This window comes from Enterobacter cloacae complex sp. 2022EL-00981, assembly GCF_028737495.1.
GTDB classification, from domain to species: Bacteria; Pseudomonadota; Gammaproteobacteria; order Enterobacterales; family Enterobacteriaceae; genus Enterobacter; species Enterobacter cloacae.
In genome coordinates, this window is the sequence record NZ_JAQZRK010000041.1 from 1 (window position 1) to 22,639 (window position 22,639).

At 56.8% G+C, this 22,639-nt stretch carries 14 protein-coding genes; 6 read left to right on the plus strand and 8 right to left on the minus strand.

The genetic code is table 11. The features are described from left to right. Nucleotides 1-108: IS3 family transposase (locus PUZ33_RS22960; protein ID WP_131729156.1), on the plus strand; the 108-nt coding region annotated here is incomplete at its 5' end. A 15-nt stretch (nt 109-123) separates the two neighbouring features. On the opposite strand, the gene PUZ33_RS22965 is transcribed toward PUZ33_RS22960, so the two are convergent. The 7 genes from PUZ33_RS22965 to PUZ33_RS22995 all read right to left on the minus strand — a co-directional run bounded on the left by PUZ33_RS22965 (nt 124) and on the right by PUZ33_RS22995 (nt 6,463). Further along, a complete protein-coding gene (locus PUZ33_RS22965; RefSeq protein ID WP_252107871.1) occupies nt 124-828 on the minus strand; it encodes a hypothetical protein in 705 nt (234 codons plus the stop codon). An 87-nt stretch (nt 829-915) separates the two neighbouring features. Further along, nucleotides 916-1,455 carry a LeuD/DmdB family oxidoreductase small subunit gene (locus PUZ33_RS22970; protein WP_058681215.1) on the minus strand — a complete coding sequence of 180 codons (540 nt, stop codon included), beginning with the start codon at nt 1,453-1,455 and terminating at the stop codon, nt 916-918. After that, nucleotides 1,445-2,800 (minus strand): 3-isopropylmalate dehydratase large subunit, encoded by a 1,356-nt coding sequence (locus tag PUZ33_RS22975; RefSeq protein WP_058681214.1) that lies wholly within the window; start codon nt 2,798-2,800, stop codon nt 1,445-1,447. The genes PUZ33_RS22970 and PUZ33_RS22975 overlap by 11 nt, the downstream gene beginning before the upstream one ends. A 108-nt stretch (nt 2,801-2,908) precedes the next feature. After that, entirely contained in the window at nt 2,909-4,135 is a 1,227-nt protein-coding gene (locus tag PUZ33_RS22980; protein WP_058681213.1) for an MFS transporter, read from the minus strand. After that, the gene (locus PUZ33_RS22985) at nt 4,132-4,737 is read right to left on the minus strand and encodes an L-threonylcarbamoyladenylate synthase (RefSeq protein ID WP_020690754.1); all 606 of its coding nucleotides are present in this window, start codon (nt 4,735-4,737) and stop codon (nt 4,132-4,134) included. The genes PUZ33_RS22980 and PUZ33_RS22985 overlap by 4 nt, the downstream gene beginning before the upstream one ends. A 12-nt stretch (nt 4,738-4,749) precedes the next feature. Beyond that, nucleotides 4,750-5,976, minus strand: a complete 1,227-nt coding sequence (locus PUZ33_RS22990; protein WP_045901484.1) for an HlyD family secretion protein — start codon at nt 5,974-5,976, stop codon at nt 4,750-4,752. A gap of 10 nt (nt 5,977-5,986) precedes the next feature. After that, nucleotides 5,987-6,463 carry a YbhB/YbcL family Raf kinase inhibitor-like protein gene (locus tag PUZ33_RS22995; protein ID WP_058681212.1) on the minus strand — a complete coding sequence of 159 codons (477 nt, stop codon included), beginning with the start codon at nt 6,461-6,463 and terminating at the stop codon, nt 5,987-5,989. A gap of 235 nt (nt 6,464-6,698) precedes the next feature. Between PUZ33_RS22995 and PUZ33_RS23000 the strand changes: the two genes are divergently transcribed. Further along, entirely contained in the window at nt 6,699-7,478 is a 780-nt protein-coding gene (locus tag PUZ33_RS23000) for an L-threonylcarbamoyladenylate synthase (RefSeq protein WP_058681211.1), read from the plus strand. Nucleotides 7,479-7,516: 38 nt separating this feature from the next. Continuing rightward, a complete protein-coding gene (locus tag PUZ33_RS23005; protein ID WP_058681210.1) occupies nt 7,517-8,110 on the plus strand; it encodes an L-threonylcarbamoyladenylate synthase in 594 nt (197 codons plus the stop codon). Here PUZ33_RS23005 and PUZ33_RS23010 read toward each other — a convergent pair. Then, on the minus strand, nt 8,094-9,008 hold the full coding sequence (locus tag PUZ33_RS23010; protein ID WP_013098383.1) for a LysR family transcriptional regulator: 915 nt from the start codon (nt 9,006-9,008) through the stop codon (nt 8,094-8,096). The two genes, PUZ33_RS23005 and PUZ33_RS23010, sit on opposite strands and share 17 nt — an antisense overlap. Nucleotides 9,009-9,348: 340 nt before the next feature. Between PUZ33_RS23010 and PUZ33_RS23015 the strand changes: the two genes are divergently transcribed. The 3 genes from PUZ33_RS23015 (at nt 9,349) to PUZ33_RS23025 (ending at nt 22,632) form a co-directional block, all read left to right on the plus strand. Next, on the plus strand, nt 9,349-10,755 hold the full coding sequence (locus PUZ33_RS23015; RefSeq protein WP_080398902.1) for an MFS transporter: 1,407 nt from the start codon (nt 9,349-9,351) through the stop codon (nt 10,753-10,755). Nucleotides 10,756-10,938: 183 nt separating this feature from the next. Continuing rightward, nucleotides 10,939-11,295 carry a hypothetical protein gene (locus tag PUZ33_RS23020; RefSeq protein WP_013098385.1) on the plus strand — a complete coding sequence of 119 codons (357 nt, stop codon included), beginning with the start codon at nt 10,939-10,941 and terminating at the stop codon, nt 11,293-11,295. Between the two features lie 696 nt (nt 11,296-11,991). After that, the gene (locus tag PUZ33_RS23025; RefSeq protein WP_252107870.1) at nt 11,992-22,632 is read left to right on the plus strand and encodes a BapA/Bap/LapF family large adhesin; all 10,641 of its coding nucleotides are present in this window, start codon (nt 11,992-11,994) and stop codon (nt 22,630-22,632) included. Nucleotides 22,633-22,639 lie beyond the last annotated feature (7 nt).

The window sequence follows — 22,639 nt, forward strand, 5'->3', positions numbered from 1 at the left end:
GATTACATCGAAATGTTTTATAACAGTAAGCGTCGGCATGGTTCTAGCGAACAGATGTCACCGACAGAATATGAAAACCAGTATTATCAACGGCTCGGAAGTGTCTAGATTATCCGTGGCGATTCAAGTATGAATATTCTCCAGGATCGGATGCAGTTCAGAATCAATCTGGCTGGCGTTCGAGTCGCGAGAGTATTCATCAAAAGGGGTAATAAAAAGTGGCTTTCGTAACCACTCCTGGGATTCAGCCTTCAAATTATCCAGAATCGCTTTACCGTCCAGGTAGCCGGTAAAAATCAGGTTTTCTTCGCTGCAACGCATGCCTAATAAGCTGAGAAAATCAGCGCGTACCGGGTGAGCGGTGCGATCGTTGTGGTAATAAAGTTCGCCATCCGTTTTTTGCGTTTGAGTGTTGCTGTATTTTTTGTCGGCATAAACATCATGGAAAAAATCACCGTTGTTGCGCGTACGGTAGGCCAGTAATGGGGAGTCGGTGAGCTGTGCGAACAGCTCCAGCAGCGCCTCTCCTACAAAGGTGAGCTTTTTGGCGTACTTATCATTAACGGGATTGGACTGATCAAATTCTGGAATGATGGTGTCGAGTGGTACGTTTTTTAATAAATGCGCGTTAATGCCTTGATCCTTGCGCTCTTGCCTGACGCGCTCGCAGGCCTGAACAAAAAAAGTGGGCACCAGACCATTTTCAATGAGTTCGGTGATGGACTGCTTGAAGAGTTTGTAGTCTGTATAAGGGCTGATGGTGACACGGCTGATAAGTTTTGATAGCTCATCTTTTTGAAGATCGTTAAACTCTAGCTGGGTGATCATAGTTTGATTGCCTTATGTACGCTCAAAACAGACGCTGCACCCTGAGAAAGTAAGGCGTCTTGTTTTGAGTCTTATGGTTGTATTGGATTAAATCTTTCCTGTTTGCCTTGCGTAAGCGAACAAGCCACCGGCGGCGACGATGTTCGCAAGTTCCCCTACCGGAGCGGTTTTCCGAATCCCATCAGCAGTACCAATCTGATGAGCGTCTAAATCGATTTCAATGGTATCCCCCGTTTTCAGCGCACGGATATCACAGCCTTCATTCAGCGTGACGGGCATGATTTGCCCCGTGGATACACAGTTACGGAAAAATATGCGGGCGAACGACTGGGCGACGACGGCCTTCACGCCGGATGCCCCCAGAGCCACCACCGCATGCTCGCGCGATGAGCCACAGCCGAAATTTTTCCCGGCCACAATAAAGTCATAACCGGCTCGCTGCGTCTGCGGATTGATAAACGGCAGCGCCCCTTCCGGCAGTCCGCACATGGCGAGCGTTGCCAGCTCTTCACGCCCCTCGGCAGAGGCCGGGTTAATTTTCAAATATTCAGCCGTTAATATCTGGTCGGTATCGATATTGTCGCCTAACACATAAACTGTACCGCGCATTACGTTATTAATAGTCATTAGTTAAGTACCGTTCTGGATTAGTAATAAAACCGGTCACTGCCGCAGCAGCCACTGCATAAGGTGAGGCCAGATAAATCATCGCGCCTTTGTTTCCCATCCGCCCCACAAAGTTACGGTTGGTGGTGGAAATCACGCTTATCGGATCCCTGACTCTCCCAAAGGTGTCCGCTGGCCCGCCACAGCAAGCCGCGCAGCCGGGTTCAGAAGATAATTTAACGCCAGCCCGGGTCAGAATTTCATACACGGATCGGCCCTTCACCTGGGTGGTGATCAGATTATGAAAAACCTCTTTGGTCGCGGGAACGGCGTAGGTTGGGATGGCCACCTTGCGCTGCCACAGTATTTCCGCAGCAGCGATAAAATCATCCGTTTTACCGCCCGTGCAGGAGCCAATATAGGCTTGCGAAATGGCAATATTTTCCAGTTGTGTCACTGCCACCACATTATCCGGGGAGTGTGGCCGCGCAATCACGCTGGTTAATGCCGAGACGTCAATATCAATCGTGCGGACGTAATGCGCGTTTTCATCAGGCGTCACCACGGAAAACGGGACGGTGGTTCTGGTCGCCAGGTAATCCAGCGTGGCCTGGTTTGGCACCATAATGCCGTTTTTAGCCCCGCACTCCACAACCATATTGCACATCGTCATTCGCTCTTCGACCGATAATTCATCGATGACGTTGCCGGTAAATTCGATGGCATTATAGGTCGCCCCTTCCACGCCCAGCTCTTTCATTAACACCAGAATTAAATCTTTCGCCTGAACGCTTTTCGCTTTTTTACCGTAGTAATTCACTTTTATGGTGGCGGGAACCATCAACGGGAGCTCCCCCGTACCCAGGGCGTACGCCCCGTCGGTGATCCCCACGCCAATGGCGAAGGTGCCAAAGGCCCCGGCGGTCACGGTGTGAGAATCGGTCCCCAACAACACCTCTCCCGGCCGGGTGTGTCCCCCTTCCGCCAGGCCGATATGACACACGCCTTTATAGTCCGGGGTGCCCACATCATAAAAATGGGTAATATTTTGCGCTTTTGCGAATTCCCGCATTACCCGAATATTTTGATTCGCCTGCGGGTCGGCGGAATAAACAAAGTGGTCAGGGATCATAATAAAGCGATCCGGGTTCCAGACTTTTGCCTCTTCACCAAATTCTTTTTTAAATACGCTGGCGACGCCAGGCGTGCAGGGATCGTGGGACATTAATACATCAACATTCACGAAAAGCACTTCACCCGGTGAAACATGCGATCTATTGCTGGCTCTGGCGATTATTTTTTCGGTTAACGTCATCCCCGGCTTTATATTTACCGACGCATAATCATCAGTTTCGTGAATATTCATTTTTCTCTCCTCTTTATCTGATGGGGAAATTACACCGTACAGAGGAGGGGCTTTCAACGGGAATCCGTTATTCGTCAGATTAGTTTCATTTTGCGTATGAATTGTTCCTCAGGTGGAACTGTGCTCCCCGCTGCGCAAATTCTTTAAGTAAAGCAGTGCAGATATGCATACCACCAGAATATAGATCAGGCAGAAGATCAGCATCAGCGTGGAAAAGTCCCGGCTCACCAGCAGCCACGCCCCAACGGCCAGTAAAAAGGCATTGGCCAGCCCGAAATCACGCTCCATGCGCCCGAACACGCGCATACGTTCATCCGGGGTATTGGCAGAGAGATCGAGGTTAGCAAGCGTGACGGGCCGGATCGTCCCGGAGCCAAACCCCAGCAGCACCAGCGCCAGCAGCCCGGAGACAAAATAGTCCATGCCTCTCGCTGCAAGCCATTCATTGCTGGCAAAAAGCCCCAGCGCCGCCGTCATAAAAAGGCTTGTCGTCGCCAGTAACGCCGTTACCCCAAACCGTGCGATAAACGGCCCGGCTATTTTGATCGCCCCCCAGGACGAGAGCGTAAAGCAGCTCAGTACGGCACCGAAAAGCAGCGGGTCGACATTCACCATAATAAAGTAGAACGGGATAAAGCCGATGAACGGCGCCAGCGTAAAAGCGCGTGAAATGGAATAGAACAGCATCCAGAAGAGCTGGTCGCCTCTGGGCGAAAAAGAGACCCGCTCAACAGGCCGGGCAGGTTCGGGCTCTGCCTCCTGCACGCGAATCAACGCCACGCATCCGGAGGAGATAACGCTCACCACAATGGCGGCGATAAACGGCCACTGGGGGTTATAGTCAAACAGAATACTCCCCAGCGATCCGGCGATCAGGGTGGCAATAAACATCCCGCTTTGCGACGTGGTCTGGATCTGCATAAACCGGTGCTGATCGCCTGCGGTGAGCTGGCGCAGCAGGGCCGCATCCGTGGTCAGCGCAATGGTAAATCCCGCGCCGCCAAGCAGCTGCGACACCACCAGCAGAGGGAGGCTGACCTCACTTTGCCGGGTGCTCCAGAGCATCAGCGCCATTCCCAGCGCCTTCATCAGTTCGCCTGTAATCACCGTCTGTCTGGGTGACAAGAAGCGCAGCAGCCAGCCGGGTATGCCGCTGCTGAAGGTGCTGGTCAATCCATACAGCGCCAGCAGGAAAATAATCCGGTACATCCCCATGTCTATTGTCCAGAAATAGAGCAGCAAGACGGGAAGATGGAAATAGCAACGGGAAATAATACGGTAGGCCAGGAACAGGCCATGGTTGCCAGACCCGGGATGTAACCGGCGCGTCGTCATGACGCCAGCATCGCCATAATATCCATATCTCCCGCACGAAGGATTTTAATCTCCTTCTCCAGTAACGAGACGATGGTGCTGGAGACCGTTGTCACCGGACGCTGGGCTGCGGGCAGAATATAGCCCACACGGTCGCCAAACGTCTGGCGGGCGGCATCAATGTCGATCAGGCAGTCAGACTCCACGCCGGAAAGATTGGCAGAACTCATCCCCAGCGGACGGCCAAACAGCGCAATCACCTCTCGCAACACGCTCTGATGATTGCACACCAGAGAGATGGAGTCCGGCTTCAGATAGGGGTTCTGCGGCACATTGTCCGATGCAGGAACCACCACATTCAGCGCGCCGGGCATGGCACCAATCAGTTTGTCGAGCGCAGCGCGGTGCTGGACCTTATCGACGGCGATGTAATCCCATGCCTGCGCCGGTTCCGCTACGAAAAGCGTCAGCGGTTTCTGTCGTTCGCGTTTTTTGAGATCGTAAATTTTCTGGCAGGCGTCAATATTCCACGGGTCTGCCGCCAGGGCGTAATTCGTGTCCGTGGGAACCAGAACCACCTCGCCGCGCTTCAGGGCGGCGACCGTATTATGTATATGCTGCATCTCTTTTCCTGTTTAAATGTTGACGGTTACGCTACGGCCCGCGAGGCAGAAACTGGCGGGATCCGGCACGTCTTTCCAGTCGATATCGATATGTGCAGTCAGCACTTTCACGGGCAACTGCCGGCGCGCGATTTCAGGCGGGGGCTGTACGTCCCTCTCCCCGACCGCCACGCGTCCACTCCCTGCGCGGAGGGTTCTTATCGTTCCTTTCCAGCGCGTGGCGGATGCGGTGGTCAGACGCACCGTTACCGCCATCCCCGGGCGCAGACTGCCGGCGTCAGCCTCATCAAAAAACGCCTCTACCCAGCGAGTGCGGCAATCCAGAATACGCACAATCGGGGTGCCGTTCTGGACGCTCGCACCACTCTCCTCCGTCACGTCCCAGATCACGCCGTCCGTGCTGCTGTTGAGCGCCGCCTGCTGACGGGAGTGAAGGAGCGCAGCGACTTCCTGAATGCTTTGCGTCGTCGCCTGCTTGCGGGCAATCAGCTGTAGCTTCTCCTGCTGCATATTCTCGATAGTGAGCGACATATCGCGCTGATTCTGCTGTGGCGCATCCAGCGTTCTTGGCCCTGTCAGCTGAAGACCGGATTTGGCGGCATTCACGTCCAGTAAACGCTGACGGAGCTCGGCCGCTTTCGCCTCCTGGCTGGCCTGCAACACCCGGGTGTTGTTCTTACGCTCTTCATACTCCATGCGGCTGATGAAGCGCTGCTGGTAGAGATTTTCATAGCGCTGAAGCTGCTGTCGGGAGAAGGCAGTTTGCGCCGTAATTGCGCTCAGCTCCTCCTTCAGTTGTACAAACGTGGCAGCCGATTGTTTCTCACCTAACTGCTGCTGCATCCTGCTCTCGGCGAGGTACTGCTGCCGCTGCTGCTGATAAACCTGCAGTCGTTGATCGATCCCCGAAATTTGCTTGTCGAGTTCAGCAAGCTGGATCTCCAGCGCGCTGCGCTGGGCCACCAGGCCGGGGATCTGGTCGTTCGCCTGCGTGGTGACCACATTTCCCAGCGATTGCCGGGCCCGGACCGCCTGTCCCGGCGCGATGTTCTTCGCCAGCACCAGCTGTCCCGGCAGCGGGGAGAGCACCGTGGATATTCGGCCATTGATAAAGGCCTCCTTGCTGGAGACCCCCATTCCCGCAAAAAACAGCAGAACAATGGCCACCAGCACGCCACCCGCTACGCCCCATTTGAGCAGGCTATACCGGGCGAAAACCGCTCTGATTCGGTTAATCACACACGCCTCATTAACGCTTATACAGCGTGACGACGCTGGCTTTCTCAAGGGTATGCATGTTGATGAGGAAACGTATCACCGCGTTTGGCAGATCCGGCGTCACGCCCAGGTCATCGCAGCTCAGGGCGTGCAGGGTGAAGATATAGCGGTGCGGAATATCCCCCTCTGGCGGGCAGCAACCGCCGTAGCCAGGCGCACCAAAATCGGAGCTGGCGTGTTTGATGTCGGGTGTGTTCGCCGGGTTTCCCGCGCCTGCCGCAAGCCCGGTCAGGCTGGCAGGAATGTTATACGCCACCCAGTGCCAGAAACCGCTGCCCGTTGGCGCATCAGGATCGTACGCGGTTACGGCAAAACTTTTGGTTCCCTGCGGGATATTTTCCCAAGATAAGGCGGGCGAGACATTATCGCCATTCCCCCCAAAGTTATGATATTCGTTCGCTTTGGAGAGAAAAGCGTAGTCACTTAAACCTGCAATAGATACTTTCATAGCGTTAACCTCTGTTTGAAAATCGGTATTTACCGGTGGGTTGTTCTATTGGTAACCGATTGAAAGCAAAACCGGTAACAGAATTAACCAACCCGGCATATTGCCCAGGAATAACGCGATATTGTTCCAACACTGAAACAATGCGGTGAAAATTTCTCTGCTGATTGCGAAGCCTCTTATTACACGACATCCTTTCCCTAAATTTATGACACCAGTGCGGTGCAGGGAGAATTGAATGATGAATAAGAAAGTCGCGTGGAATGGTCAGGTTCAGCCGGAAGCGATTAACGTATTATCGGCTGAAGGCGGAATGATTGTTTGCCCTACGAAAGTAGGTTATATCATTATGACCTCAGATAAAGAGGGGCTGGAGAGAAAATTCGAAGCCAAACAGCGAAACCGTAATAAACCCGGCGTGGTATTGTGCGGCAGTATGGAACAGCTGAAATCGCTGGCGGAGATGAACCCGGAAATCGAGGCATTTTATCAGGCCCACTGGGATGCAGACGTATTACTGGGCTGTATTTTACCGTGGCGAGAAGATGCCATCGCCAGATTACCCGATAACGGCCTCAAAGAGCTGATGATGGACGGCAGAAAAACCAGCTGCTTCGTGATTAAATTTGGCAAACCCGGCGAAATGATTGCTAAAGAGCTGTGGGAAAATCATCAGAAATTCGCTTTTGCCAGCTCGGCGAATCCGTCAGGAAAAGGCAACCGCGGCATGGTGGAATTCATTGGGGAACGCATCGAATCGCGTGCAGACTTAATTATTTGTGCCAACGAGTACGTTAAGTCTATTCAGCCTGATGAAACCCAGGAGAGTCGCTATGAACAAGGCGTGATGGTGTCCATGGTGGACAGCGAAGGGAAACTGGTCCCTGAACAGGGTAGTGCCAGAAAAGTGACCCCTTGCCCGGTATTAATTCGCAAAGGTCTCGACGTGAATAAAATTATTAATTTCATGTCCGCCCAGTTTAATACCTGGGACTATCGCCACGGCGATTACTATTAATTTTTGGGTTTAACCGCGTCACAGGGATATCGATAATCATGTCATTTATAGACAAGGCCATTACCGTATTGCGTAATAGCGGGATCATCCTGATCCCTACCGATACCCACTTTGCCCTGGCAGCCGATCCTTACAGCCCGGATGCCGTGGAAAAACTGACGCTGTTAAAAAGATCGCCCTGTGCCAGAGAGATGACGTTTTGCTTCTGCGAACTGGCGGACATATGGGAATGGGTGGATGTCAGCCCGTGGCAAAGAAGCAAAATTGAAATGCTCAGCCGGGCCTGCTGGCCCGGCACCCTTAAAATCAGCCTGCGAAAGAAACAGCGCGCCGATTTTCTTCCCGGCGCAGGCGATATTCTCCCGGTCGTCTGCGTGAAAAACAGTCAGATGCGAACCATCATCAGCCGCTTAGGCAGGCCCCTGGTGGTGATCCCGGCAGGGTATCCGCAGGATGAGGGCGATCTTGTCAGTTTTACGCTCGCCCGGGAAGACATGGGAGACTGTGTCGATCTGGTTGTCCCGTCCAACTGCAAAAACCCCAGCCGTACCGCCACCACGCATATCTCTTTGCTGGATGACAAAGTCTCGATCCTGCGTCATGGCGAGCTGGATATCAGTAGCCTGCTTTGACCTCGGCCCCGGCGATCAGCTGCTGAAGTTCGTCGCTAAAGCGTTTAATGCCTGAGGTCATCGTGTTTTTATTTTTGGACAGTAGCCACACTTTATATTCATCCATCTGCCAGCCGGGTAAAAGCCGGACCAGTTTCCCGGTGGCGAGACTTTCTCGCGCAATGTAATTGGGCAAGTAAGCAATGCCGAGGCCGGAAAGCGCCATGCTGATCAGCGCCACGCTGTTGTTGCTTCTGAAGCGGCTATGAACGTCAATATTGACCTTCTGTTTCTCTTTTCTGAACGGCAGCGAAACCGTACGCGCCACACCGCGAAACAGAATGTAGTTGTGGGCCGGGAGATCGCCCGGCGTCAGGACAGGACGCATCCGGGCGATACAGTCAGGGGTGGCATAAAGCCCCCACTGGATGGAGCATAAAAATTTGGTGTGCTCATGGGTTGGCGTGTCCTGCGCCACAATGATAGAGAGATCGTACTGGCTCTCTTTGATATCCACCGCTTTATCCGATAAATCGAGATCGACGTTGGCCATAATATTTCGTTCTAAGTACGCATTTAATGCTGGCACAACATACTCTTTTCCGAACGTCACCGGGGCAAGTATTTTTATTGTCCCTGCCGGCTCCTCATAATAATCCCGTATAAAGCGTTCTGCGGCACGCAGTTCATTCAATATTTTGAAGCAGTGCTGATAGTAGCTCAGCCCCAGCTCCGTAATCTCTATTTTCCGGGTGGTGCGCTTAAGCAGCATTGCACCAATACGTTTTTCCAGCGTTGAAATATCCCGGCTAACTGATGACTTCGACATTCCCAAAGAGAGTGCGGCCTCGGTGAAGCTCAGGGTTTCGACGACACGCGCGAAAACCACCATCGGAATTAAATTCTCGATTTTTTCCATTCTACAATCTGCACCAGGTCAGCAAACATCACCCGATAATTAGTGGCAAAAGTCCTTGCTATCGTCAAGTGAAAATTTTCCAGCATTGTCGTTCTGCCCCGGTTCGATAATAACTCCGCAGCGCCGCACGGCTATTTTTCACCGCGTAACAAGAATATATTTTCTTCGAAAAATGGGTTAACTCAGAGGGTGAATATCCACGCACTAAAAGAAAAATATCTGGTTTTTTATGCTTTATTTATTGCTTCTGAATACGAATTAAAAATTTAAATCCGCTGATTTCCCTCTAGCATAACGACTCAGGGTGAATGTTACGAGAGGGTTAACCGTGAGTGAATGCATAGTTTCAGGAACACAGTGGGGGGCACAAAACCCCATCCGCGAGGACGATCTTGCGGCAAGGATCGATGCCTTACCGGCTTCCGCCGGACTTTGGCGATTCATCGCCTTGCTGTCCCTTGGCGGTTTTTTTGAGCTTTACGATCTGTTTCAGACAGGCTACATCAGCGCCGGGCTCATTGCTGATGGCATCTTCCACACCGGCCAGCAGGGCGTGTTCGGTATGGCCGACCAGGCCGCGTTTGCGTCCGCGACCTTTCTGGGGCTTTTTATCGGTGCCAGCCTGCTCAGCCCCTATGCTGATCGCATTGGCCGACGCGCGACCTTTATGTATGCCCTGCTCTGGTACGGGCTGTTCTCCCTCGTCATGGCGTTTCAGCATCAGGCGGAATGGGTGATCTTTTTTCGTTTTATGGTAGGCATCGGCCTCGGCGTTGAACTGGTTACCATTGATACCTATCTGACAGAGTGGGTACCTGCTCACCTTCGCACCCGCGCCTTTGCTTTCGCCTTTTTCATTCAGTTTCTCTCGGTTCCTGCCGTCGCGCTGATGTCATGGTGGCTGGTACCGCAGATGTGGTTTGGCCTGAGCGGATGGCGGTTCGTGGTGATCGCTGGCGCGCTGGCGTCCATCATTATCTGGCTGGTACGCAAGGGGCTGCCGGAATCTCCGCGCTGGCTGCTGCAGCAAAAGCGCTTTCATGAGGTGAGAACCGTCATGCAGGAGATGGAAAAGCGCTGCGGCAGCGGCGAACAGGCTGATTTCCCTCTCCGCGCCGGGCAGCACAACGAACAGGTTTCACTCAAGGGCAGGTTTAAAGATATCTGGTCTCCGCGCTACCGTGGCCGGGTTGTGATGCTGGTGGTGATGAATATCTTTCAGGCGATTGGCTTTTTTGGCTTCGGAAACTGGCTGCCCGCCCTGCTGTCCGGCAGCGGGACATCCGTCACGCACAGTTTGTTATACGCCTTTTTCATCACCCTGGCCTATCCTCTTGGCGCGCTTATCTGCAGCCGCTATGCCGATCGAATGGAAAATAAATGGCAAATCGTGTTGTCCTGTCTGACCACGGTCATCTTTGGTTCGCTGTTTGCGTTTCAGAGCAACCCACTGCTGCTCATTGCCTGCGGCTTTTTTATTACCTGGTCCAATGCCTGGCTGACTTACAGTTACCACTCCTATCAGTCAGAGATTTTCCCCACCCGAATCCGGGCGCGAGCGGTCGGCTTTTGTTACTCCTTTAGCCGTTTATCCACCGTCTTCAGCAGTATAATTATCGGTCTGATACTGCAATATAGCGGCTCAACGGCGGTCATTGCCTTTATTGTGATCAGTATGCTGATTGTTATGCTCACCATTGGTATTTTTGGTCCCAACACGCGCGGTATCGACCTGGAAAATATTTAATCACGGTGACTAATAAAATGCCGTCTCACGCCGAGTGAGCGGCATTCATGATTATTTTGGCTGCCCCGGAGATAATAGCGCCGTCATGGCCTCCACCCTTTTACAGTTTTTTCCTAAAGCCGCTTCGCTTTGTCTGTGACATGCTGAATCACGCTCATAACCGATAACGTAAATGAGGATATTATGAAAAAAACAATTATCGCATTGTCTGCCATTCTGCTGGCTTCTCCAGTATTTGCTGCGACCACACATGCAACTGATGATACCGTCGCCGCGGCGAACGCTAACGCCAACGAAGCGAAGCAAAAACTGCACGAAGAGCAGAACAAAGGTGAAGAGCTGAAGCTGAAACAGAAACATGCTGCAGAAGGTAAAAGCGAAAGCTTTGGTAGCAAGGTCAGCGAAGACTCACAGAAAGTCTGGCACAAAACCAAAGAAGGCACCGAGAAGGGTTGGGACGCCACCAAAGAAGGTGCTGAGAAAGGCTGGAACAAAACCAAAGAAGGTGCCAGCGAGCTGGAAAAAAAAGTCACTGAGTAACCGTCACACCGATAAAAAGGCCGCCTGCGCGGCCTTTTTTATTGCCTCAAATAAAGCCAGGCGTATTTTACCCCTCACCATTCTATTAAATATCGCCTGCTAGCAGAAAATTTAACCCTGTAAAAGAATATTTATAAAATGCGAATAAATATAATATATCTTACATCAAAAATATTACCCTATCTTAAACCGCAATTAAGCAACCATAAACAATCAATGCCAGAATACGATTAAAGTTATCACCTACCAATTATTTTCCCGCGGCGAAAACGCACAAAAAACCGACTCATCAAAAATGAATTAATCGCACATAATCAATGGGTTACAAATTTTAAATTATAAACAAAATCTATAAAGTAATGCCCTCTTCACATCCTTGCGCCATGTTTACTAAAGCTTAATTTGCATATCCAGACTTTTCTGACCATATCATTTTCATACCGTCCCGGATTAATTCCTCTATTAAATACAAGGTTATATAAAAGACAAAATCACATTGTTGATAGTTTTTCTCAAATAAATAGATTCGCTCTGATGTTGCCACTCTGCATTCTGGCGGGCATCGTTCGCGCTGAAAATAAATACGGTGAGCGCTGTTTTAAATAACAGTTACTCCGCCGGGGGCGCGCTTTACCCTTAACAGAGTTGGCTCATCTTGCTCGCCGTTAACGATAACTCTGCTGGAGTACTCACTAAATGAGCCAAATCTCTGTTATATCGAAACTTACGGGTGTGGAAACCACCACGGAAGGCACTCAGGTTACGCTGAGCCATTCCTCTATCGTTGAGCTTAAGGTAGAGCGAGCCAATGTCGCTGACTTCGCCCGCAACGGTAACGATCTGGTGATCACGCTACACTCCGGCGAGGTGATTACCGTTAAAAATTTCTTCGTCACCGATGCGCAAGGGGCGAGCCAGCTGGTACTGCAGGACAGTGAAGGGGCGCTGTGGTGGATTCAGGACCCCGCCGGGGTGGCCACCTATGAATCTATTGCCTCCACTGACGTCCTGCTTGCCGCATCCGGAAGTGATGCAGGCGGCGCGGCCATCTGGCCCTGGGTACTGGGTGGCATTGTCGCCGCGGGTGGCATCGCGGCGGCGGCAAGCACCGGCGGTGGCGGCGGTGGGGATGACGATGATGACAACGGCAGCAACCCCGGCACGCCGACAAACCCTTCCGATCCGGATACCACTCCGCCGAATGCGCCGTCCGGCCTGCAGTTCTCGCCGGATGGTAAAACCGTCTCCGGTACCGCCGAACCGGGCAGTACCATCACGCTGAAAGACGCCGACGGCAACGTCATCGGCACCGGCAAAACCGGCAGCGACGGTAAATTTACCATCGACCTGGGGACGCCGCTGACTAACGGCGAACAAATTACCGCCACCGCGACGGATTCCTCCGGGAATACCAGCCCGGGCACGACCGTAACCGCTCCGGACACCACCGCGCCGGATGCCCCGGACATCCTGCTGGTAAATGACGATGCCGGCGACAAAGCGGGCCCGCTGGAAAACGGCCAGCGCACCGATGATGCCCGCCCGACCTTCAGCGGTATCGGCGAGCCAGGCAGCACCATCACTCTCTACGATAACGGCAAGCAGATTGGCACCACCACGGTGGATGCTAAAGGTAGCTGGAGCTTTACCCCCACCACCGATCTCGCCAACGGTAGCCACACCATTACCACAACCGCGACCGATGCGGCAGGCAATACCAGTCCGGCATCCGCTGCCGTCAGTTTTGTTGTCGATACGGTTGCGCCCGGCGCGCCCACCATTAGCAGCGCAACGGACGATATTGATCCCGGCAAAGGAACGGTAAGCAGCGGAGGCAGCACTAACGATCCGCGTCCTCAGCTCTCGGGGACCGCCGAACCAGGCTCCACCGTAACCATCTATGACGGCTCTGTCGCTATTGGCACGGCGGTCACCGGCAGCAACGGCACGTGGACCTTCACGCCATCGGTCAATCTGGGTGAAAGCACCCACCAGTTCACCGTTCGGGCAACCGATGCCGCTGGCAACACCGGACCCGCCTCTCCGGTATTCACCCTCACCGTGGATCTCACCCCTCCGGCAACGCCAACGGCGATTGTACTGAGCGATGAGACCGGGGCCATTAAAGGCGCAATTACCGCAGGCCAGTTCACCGACTCCTCTGAACCACTGCTGGCGGGACGGGGAGAGCCTGGCGGCACAATCCAGGTCTATGACAACGGTGTGCTGATTGGGCAAACCACCGTGCTGCCAAACGGCACCTGGAGTCTCAGGCCAGACAATCCGCTCGCGGAAGGCCCGCACTCGATCACCATTAAACAAACCGATGCGGCGGGCAACCAGAGCGCAGAATCGCAGCCGGTAAACTTTACCGTCGATACCACGCCACCGGCGCTGCCCGTTATTGCCATTAACCCGGTGGGAACCCAGGTTACCGGCACCGCCGAGCCAGGCAGCAAAATCGTCATCACCAACAGCAACGGCGACGTGATTGGCCGCGCCACCACTGACGGCAGCGGTAACTTTGTTGCGACCCTTTCTCCTGCACAAACAAACGGCGAGCAGCTTTCGGTGGTAGCCACTGACGCGGCGGGCAACCAGAGTCCGGCGGCGTCCCTCACCGCACCGGACACGACACCCGATATCCTCTCTGTGGTGGATGATCAACCCGGCGTCACAGGCCCCATCAGCCAGAATGGGATCACCAATGACCGCACCCCTACCCTGAACGGCACGGCGGAGCCAGGCTCGACCATCACCATCCATAGCGGCGGCGACGTCCTCGGCACGGTCGTTGTTCCATCATCTGGCCAGTGGACCTTTACGCCATCCACCCCGCTGGCCGAAGGTGCCCATGTACTGACGGCGACATCAAGCAACGGTAACGTTTCAAACGCCTGGACCATTACCATTGACGGAACGGCGCCTGATGCGCCCGCCATCACCCAGCTTGTCGATAATGTCCCTGGGGGCACCGGCCCGGTGGGTGCCAACGACACCACCAATGACGCAACGCCGACGCTCAACGGTACCGGTGAACCCGGCTCAACGATCACCATCCGTCTGGATGGCGTCGATATTGGCACCGCGGTGGTCGGTAGCAGCGGCGCGTGGACCTTTACGCCCACCACGCCGGTTGGCGACGGCACGCATACCCTGACCGCGATCGCCACCGACGTCGCCGGTAACACCAGCCCGGTATCCGGTGGATTTACCTTTACCGTTGATACCACCCCACCGCCGGTCGCGACGCTGGCAACCGTCACCGACGACGCCGGAGACGTTAAAGGCCCGCTCAGCAGCGGCGATACCACGGATGACACCCAGCCGTTACTTCAGGGTAGCGCCCCGGACGGCACGGTCATCACCGTGTATGACGGCACCACGCTGCTCGGTACCGCAACGCTCGACGGCAGCGGCGGCTGGAGCTTTACCCCTACCACGCCGCTCACCGACGGCCCGCATTCGCTGACGATCCATGCCACAGATGCCGCCGGGAATACCTCGATTTCTGATCCGTTCGAGCTGGTGATTGATACCGTCGCACCGGCCACACCGGACACGCCAGCCATCACCGTAAACCCGGATGGCTCAGCACCCACGTCGCTGAACCCGGGGGAAACCACCCGTGATACCACGCCGACGCTGAGTGGTACCGGTAATCCGGGCGATACGGTGACGATTTACAACGGCACCGACAAAATCGGTGACGCCGTGGTGGACGGCGACGGCAACTGGAGCTGGACGCCACCCGCCGAACTGCCCAACGGCACCTATGACATTACCCTGACCGTCACCAACAAGGACGGCGCGGGCAACGAAAGCGCCCCGTCCCAGCCGGTGACTATCACCATCGACACCGACGCGCCTGCCGCGCCAGCGGTCCCGGTCATTACCGACAGCGTCAGCCAGATAACCGGTCCGGTTGCCGATGGCGAAACCATCAACGATCCGCGTCCGGTACTGAGTGGCACCGGTACGCCAAACGATGTGATTACCATTTACGACAGCGTTGATGGCGGCACGCCAACCGCCGTGGGTACCGTCACGGTAGACGGCAACGGCAACTGGAGCTGGCGTCCTGAAAGCGCCATTGACGAGGGCAGCCACGAATTTACCGCTACCGCCACGGACGAGGCGGGTAACGTCTCTGACCCATCTACGGGGATCACTATCACCGTCGATACCCTCGCACCGGATACCCCGGTGATTGGCGCCATCGCCGGTGAGCCGAATGGCGGTGTTACTACGGATACCACGCCAACCGTCAGTGGAACCGGTGTGACGGGTGAAACGGTAATCGTCTACAACAATGGCGTCGAGCTTGGACGCGTGGTTGTGGCTAACGGCGAATGGTCTTTCACCCTGCCCACGCAGACGGATGGCCCGCTGAACATCACCGTTGCGGCAGTCGACGCTGCGGGTAACGTCAGCGCACTCAGCCCGGTCTTTACCGTCACCGTCGATACCACTGCACCTGAGATCCCGCTGATCAACAGTGTTACAGACAGCCAGCTCACCAACGGGACGCTCTATACCCGCGACGGTACGCCAACCCTCAACGGTACCGGCGAGCCGGGCTCCACCGTGATTGTCAGCGTGGACGGTACGCCATCCACAGTCCAGGTCACCGTCCAGCCGGATGGAACCTGGAGCTGGACCGCCGACACCACACTGCCGGAAGGCCCACACAGCTTTACCGTCTCGTCGGTCGACCCGGCAGGTAACGCTTCAGGAAGCTCTGCGCCGCTTGCCGTCACGGTGGATACCGTGCTTCCGGCAGCGCCGGACAATATCAGCGTGGCCGCACAGGGGACGCCGCTGACCGGTACCGGCGAAGAGGGCACCACCATTATCGTTACAGACGCCAGCGGTAACGTGATCGGTACCGGGGTAGTCTCAGGCGGCAACTTCTCCGTGGCGCTCAGCCCGGCCCAGCAGGACGGCGCAGCGCTGACCATCACCGCCACGGATGCCGCAGGGAATCTCAGCCCTGAAGCCTCCTATACCGTCACCGGTACGCAGCCGAACCTCCCGGACGTGCCCGTCATTACGGTCATCAACGACGATACGGCCCCGGTTACGGGCGATGTGAAAGACAAAACCACTAACGACACGACGCCGACCCTTGTCGGGACAGCAGAGCCAGGCAGCATAATCACTGTCTATCAGGATGGCGTGCAGGTTCTGCTGCCAACCGTAACCGCCGATGCAAACGGCAACTGGAGCTATACGCCAGCTCAGCCGCTGGGTGAAGGAGCGCACACCTTTGAGGTCACCGCCACGCTGAATAGCGAAACCAGCGGACGTTCGCCGGTGGCGACCGTCACCGTTGATCTCACCGCCCCTGACGCACCTGCCATTGGCGCGGTTATTGATGATGTCGGCCCCGGCACCGGTCCACTCACGGACGGGCAGACCACCAATGACAACCGCCCAACCCTGACCGGTAGCGGCACGGCGGGCGATACTATCTCCATTTACAGCAACGGCACCCTGCTGGGCACCACCGTGGTCGGCCAGACGGGTAACTGGAGCTTCACGCCATCCGCGCTGGCGGAGGGAAGCAACGAGCTGACCATCCGTGAGACCGATCCGGCGGGCAACCAGAGTGCGCCATCGGCAGGCTTCACCATCGTGGTTGACACCAGCTCCACCACCCCGGTGATTGTTAACGTCACCGATGATGTCGGCAACACCGCCACGACCGTGGTCAGCGGCAATACCACCAACGACGCAACGCCTACCCTCTCCGGTACGGCGGAAGCGAACAGCGTGGTGACGATCTTTGATGGCAATACGCAGATTGGCATCGTCACGGCGGACGGTACCGGCGCGTGGAGCTTTACGCCTGAGACCGCCCTCGTCGAAGGGTCGCACAGCTTCACCGTCAAGGCCACCGATCCGCAGGGTAACGTCAGCCTGTCGTCAAACGCCTGGAGCGTGGTGGTTGACCTGACGGCGCCAGCGGTTCCCGTGCTGGAAACCGTCAGCGACAACGTGGCGGGCGGGATTGTCGGTAATCTCACCACCGGCCAGGTCACCAATGACACCACGCCAACGCTCAGCGGGACAGGCGCTGTCGGCAGTACCATCCACATCCTGAACAATGGCGTGGAGATCGGTACCGCACCGGTAGACAGCAACGGCAACTGGAGCTTTACCCCTGATCCGGCGCTGGGAGATGGCAGCTATAACATTCGCATCAACGCCAGCGATGCCGCCGGTAACGTCTCAGCCAACTCGCCGGTCTTCGTCTTCACGGTTGATTCCGCAGGTCCTTCCGCGCCGGTGGTCACCAGCGTGATTGACGATGTCGGTCCGGTCACCGGGACGCTCACCAGCGGCAACAGCACCAACGACACAAAACCCACCTTCAACGGCACGGGCGAAGTCGGTTCCACGGTGCACATCATTGTTGATGGCAGCGAGATTGGCACCGCGGTCGTCAATGCTCAGGGGAACTGGACCTTCACCCCGGGTACCGCGCTCACCGAAGGGCCACATGCCATCACCTTCAACGCCACAGATGCGGCAGGCAATACCGGCAGCACGTCGGCACCGATTAACCTGACGGTGGATACCTCCGCACCGACAGCGCCGTCCATTTTGACCGCGAGCGATAACGTGGGCAGCGTTCAGACACCGCTCTCCTCCGGGCAGAGCACGGACGATACCACCCCAACCCTTAGCGGCACAGCCGCGGCCAACGCGACCATCACTGTCTATCAGGACGGGCAGCAGGTCGGCACCGCCCAGGCTGACGGCAGCGGCGCGTGGAGCTTTACCCCGTCCACAGCGCTGGCGAATGGTAGCCACACCTGGTCCGTCACGGCCACCGATGCGGCGGGCAACGTCAGCCCCGCATCGCCTGACTTTACGCTGGTGGTGGATACCACTGCGCCTAACGCGCCGGTTATCAGCCAGGCGGTTGATGACGTGGGCACGATCACCGGCCCTGTCAGCTCCGGACAAAGCACCGACGACACCATTCCGCGTCTCGTCGGTACCAGCGAGCCGTTTGCCACGGTGAACATTTATGAAGGAACGACGTTGGTGGGCACCGGTACCGCGGATGCCAGCGGAAACTGGAGCATTCTGCTGACCACCACGCTGGCAACCGGTCCACATAGCTTTACGGCTCAGGCGACGGATGCGGCAGGTAACACCAGCGCGCCGTCAGCGACCTTCAACCTGACCATCGACACCACGCCGCCTGCGCAGCCGGTGCTGAGCAGCATTGTGGATGACGTCGGGAATGCCGCCACGCCTGTCGCCAATGGCGGATTGACCAACGACGCGCAGCCAACCCTCACCGGCACGGCGGAAGCGGGCGCGACGGTGAAAATCTTCGATAACGGCGTGCAGATTGGCAGCGTTGTCGCCACCGGCGGTAACTGGAGCTTTACGCCATCCCCGGCGCTCAGCGATGGTCAGCACAGCCTGACGTTTACCGCCACCGATGCGGCGGGCAACGCCAGCGCACCCACCACCGGGTATGTGATCAACGTGGATGCCACCGCGCCAGCCGCACCGGTCATCAGCGCGATTGTAGACGACGTGGGCAGCGTTACCGGGCCGGTGACGGGCAATAACCCGACCAACGACACCCGACCAGCGTTGAGCGGTACCGCCGAAGCCAATGCGACGGTGCGTATCTACGACGGTAGCACGCTGGTCGGCACGGTCACCGCCGATGCCAACGGCAACTGGACGCTGGCGCAGACCACCACCACGCTGACGGAAGGTTCGCACAGCTTCACCGCCACCGCCACCGATGCCGCGGGCAATACCAGCGCGCCATCGACCGTGACCACAATCCTGGTGGACCTGACGGCACCGGGCGCACCGACCAGCCTGCAGGTGATCGCTAACGGAACCCAGGTCACCGGTACCGCTGAAGCGGGCAGCACCGTCACCATCACCAGCGGTAACGGCACGGCGCTCGGTACCGCGACGGCAGACGGTAACGGCAACTTTAGCGCTACCCTCACCACGGCGCAGACCAACGGTGAAGCCCTGCTGGTCTACGCGACCGATAAGGCCGGTAACGCTGGCGTCAGCGCCTCGGTGGTTGCGCCATCAACCAATATTCCGAACGCACCGGTTATCGCCAACATTGACGATAACGTCGGTAGCGTTACCGGAGGGCTGACCAACGGTAAAACCACCGATGACACCACGCCAACCCTGAGCGGCACCGCACAGCCGAACGCCACCGTCACGCTGTATAACAACGGCGTGTCGATGGGTACGGTAGTGGCGGATGCCAGCGGTAACTGGAGTTTTACGACCCCGGCATTAAGCGAGGGCTCACACGCCTTTACCGCCACGGCAACCAACTCAGCCGGTACCAGCCCGATCTCGCTCTCGACAACCGTTATCGTCGACGTGACGGCGCCAAACGCGCCTGCCGGGACCTTTAACGCTGACGGCAGCGTATTGACCGGTACGGCGGAAGCGGGCAGCACCGTCACCATCCGCCTCGCGGACGGGTCAACGGTGACCACCACCGCAGACAGTAATGGTGCCTACAGCTACACCTTCCTCAACAAGCAGACCGAAGGCCAGACGCTGCAGATCACGGCCACCGATGCGGCGGGTAACACCTCGCAGCCGGGCTCGGTCCTTGCGCCGGTGGTGCCGCTCTCTGCCAGCAATAACGTTGAAGAGCTGGATCTCAGTACCACCGCCACCGTCACCAACAGCCAGTACAGCGACTATGGCTTCCTGCTGGTGGGTGCCGTAGGCAACGTGCTGACCCTGCTGGGCAACGATACAGCCCAGGTTGAGTTCAACGTGGGCAGCGGCGGCAGTGCGGATATTGTGGTCAATGCCAACGCCACGGGGGCGGTGCTTTCGCTGCTCAACACCCTGGAGCTGGTGGTGCAGCGTTTCGATACCGTCAACAACACCTGGACCACCGTCGTGGATACCGGACAACCGCAGTTCGCCGACCTGCTGACCCTTGGGGCCACCGGCGTGTCGCTGAACCTGACCGGGCTCGCTGATGGCCAGTATCGCGTGCTGAGCTACAACACCAACCTGCTGGCAACCGGCTCGTACACCAGCCTGGATGTGGCGGTGAAAGAGACCAGCGCCGGGACTGTAACGGGCGACACCAGCCTGGACGGTAACGTGATCCTGGATACCGATCCTACCGCAGGCAGCGATAACGCCCCGGCAGGTACGACCGTCTCCGCCGTGACCAACGCGCTGGGGGTCACCACCAGCGTTAACGCCGACGGCACGGTGATTCAGGGGCAGTACGGTACGTTGACCATTAACCGCGACGGTAGCTACACCTACAACCTCACCGACACCAGTGCCGCGGTGATTGGCCGCACGGAGAGCTTCACCTACACCATTACCCATAACGGTGTCAGCGCGTCGGCGAACCTTGTGCTGTCGCTCGGTTCGGGCAGCGTGGCGAATGGCATTGTCGCCGTAGACGACGCGGCTTCCCTGACCTTCGACACCACCGTCCAGGCCATCGATAACGGCACATCGTCGCAAAGCGGCTTTACCCTGGTGGGGATCAATCTCGGCAACACGCTGGGGCTGAACCTGCTGGACGATATGACCAACCCGATCATCTACACCGTGGAGGAAGGTACAACCCGCACCATGACGATTCAGGCCTCCGTGGGGGGCGTAGCCCTGGCATCGGTGTTCGACCTGTACGTCTATAAGTTCAACAACGCGACCCAGACCTTCGAGCAGATGCGCGTTGAGCCGGGCTGGCTGCGTGCGCCGCTGCTGGGCGGCACCTCCTCGCAGCTGACGCTGAACCTGCCTGCCGGGGAGTATCTGTTCCTGCTCAATACGGCGGCAGGGATCACCGCGCTGACGGCCTACACCCTGAGCGTGCTGCAGGATCATGTCTACAGCGTCTCCAGCACCGGGGAGAGCACCACGGGGGATGTGCTGGCAAACGATCCGGTGCCGGATGGCACGGTGGTGACGGAAGTGAACGGTGTGGCGGTTAACAGCAGTGGAACAACCGACATTCAGGGAGAATACGGCACGCTGACCATTGATTCGTCCGGCCAGTACACCTACACCCTGAATAGCGGCGTGGGTGCGGACCATATCAGCACGCCAGACACCTTCGTCTATACCATTACGGCACCAAACGGCGCGAAAGATACGGGCTCGCTCAACATTACCCCAACCGCGCGGGCAATGGATGCGGTGAACGATGTCAGCACCGAGATGAGTGTCACGTCGGTACACCATACCTCGGCTTACTCTGACACCACCGTCGGCAGCGCCAGCTGGACCACCTCGTTGCTAGGTACCACCACGGGCAGCGGAAGCGGAACCTTTGTGGTGGATCCGAACACCGCCCTGCATAGCGCGTCGCTGCACTTTAACGTCGCGTCGCTGCTGGCGCTGGGCGGGCTGACGGTGAACTGGACGATCAGTGATGCCAACGGTGTTATCCGCACCGGCTCCTTCAGCGGCGGCTCGCTGCTGGGCGGCAGTATCGACGTGCCCCTGACCGGGCTGGATCTGAATGCCGGGACCTATACGCTGAGCTATACCGGCAGCGTACCGGGGCTGAGCGTGGGCAATATCACCATCACCCCGAGCGTGAACGGTACCACCTACTCGCTGACCCAGTTCGACTCCACCAGCGGCCACACCGTTGACGGCAATATCTTCGACGGTACGGATTCCGCCGGGGCGATGGATCAGCTGCAGTCGGTCGATACCCGCGTGACCATTACCGGCTTCGACGGCACCACCACCACGCTGGATCCTTACACCGGCAGCACGCTGGTCAACGTCACGGGTCATTACGGCACGCTGTCGATTGGCGCAGACGGCCACTACACCTACACCCTCAACAGCGGGGTGTCGCTCTCAACCATCACGTCGAAGGAGGTCTTCAACTACACCCTCACCGATGCCAACGGCAATACGGACACTGCCACGCTGACCATCAATATGGCGCCGCAGTTCGTCAGTTCTGAGCATAACGATGTCATTACCGGCACCGCGTACGGCGATACGCTGATTTATCAGGTGCTGAACAGCACCGCAGGCAACGCCACCGCGGGTAACGTCAGCAGTACTGCCGGCGATCACTGGACCAACTTCTCGCTGGCTCAGGGAGACAAAATTGACATCGGCGATCTGCTGGTGGGCTGGAACGGCAGTGCGTCAACGCTCGGTAATTACCTGCATGTGACGAACAGCAATGGCAGTACCGTGATCTCCATCGACCGTGACGGTACAGGAAGCACCTATACCAATACCACGCTCGTGACGCTTGATAACGTCCAGACCACCTACGACGAGTTAGTTAACCAGCAACACATCGTGACCTGATAGCACC

Excerpts from the sequence above, each read along its gene's own strand:
- PUZ33_RS22965 (WP_252107871.1), bottom strand. The coding sequence starts at position 828 with ATGATCACCCAGCTAGAGTTTAACGATCTTCAAAAAGATGAGCTATCA.
- PUZ33_RS22970 (WP_058681215.1), bottom strand. The coding sequence starts at position 1,455 with ATGACTATTAATAACGTAATGCGCGGTACAGTTTATGTGTTAGGCGAC.
- PUZ33_RS22975 (WP_058681214.1), bottom strand. The coding sequence starts at position 2,800 with ATGAATATTCACGAAACTGATGATTATGCGTCGGTAAATATAAAGCCG.
- PUZ33_RS22980 (WP_058681213.1), bottom strand. The coding sequence starts at position 4,135 with ATGACGACGCGCCGGTTACATCCCGGGTCTGGCAACCATGGCCTGTTC.
- PUZ33_RS22985 (WP_020690754.1), bottom strand. The coding sequence starts at position 4,737 with ATGCAGCATATACATAATACGGTCGCCGCCCTGAAGCGCGGCGAGGTG.
- PUZ33_RS22995 (WP_058681212.1), bottom strand. The coding sequence starts at position 6,463 with ATGAAAGTATCTATTGCAGGTTTAAGTGACTACGCTTTTCTCTCCAAA.
- PUZ33_RS23000 (WP_058681211.1), top strand. The coding sequence starts at position 6,699 with ATGATGAATAAGAAAGTCGCGTGGAATGGTCAGGTTCAGCCGGAAGCG.
- PUZ33_RS23005 (WP_058681210.1), top strand. The coding sequence starts at position 7,517 with ATGTCATTTATAGACAAGGCCATTACCGTATTGCGTAATAGCGGGATC.
- PUZ33_RS23010 (WP_013098383.1), bottom strand. The coding sequence starts at position 9,008 with ATGGAAAAAATCGAGAATTTAATTCCGATGGTGGTTTTCGCGCGTGTC.
- PUZ33_RS23020 (WP_013098385.1), top strand. The coding sequence starts at position 10,939 with ATGAAAAAAACAATTATCGCATTGTCTGCCATTCTGCTGGCTTCTCCA.
- PUZ33_RS23025 (WP_252107870.1), top strand. The coding sequence starts at position 11,992 with ATGAGCCAAATCTCTGTTATATCGAAACTTACGGGTGTGGAAACCACC.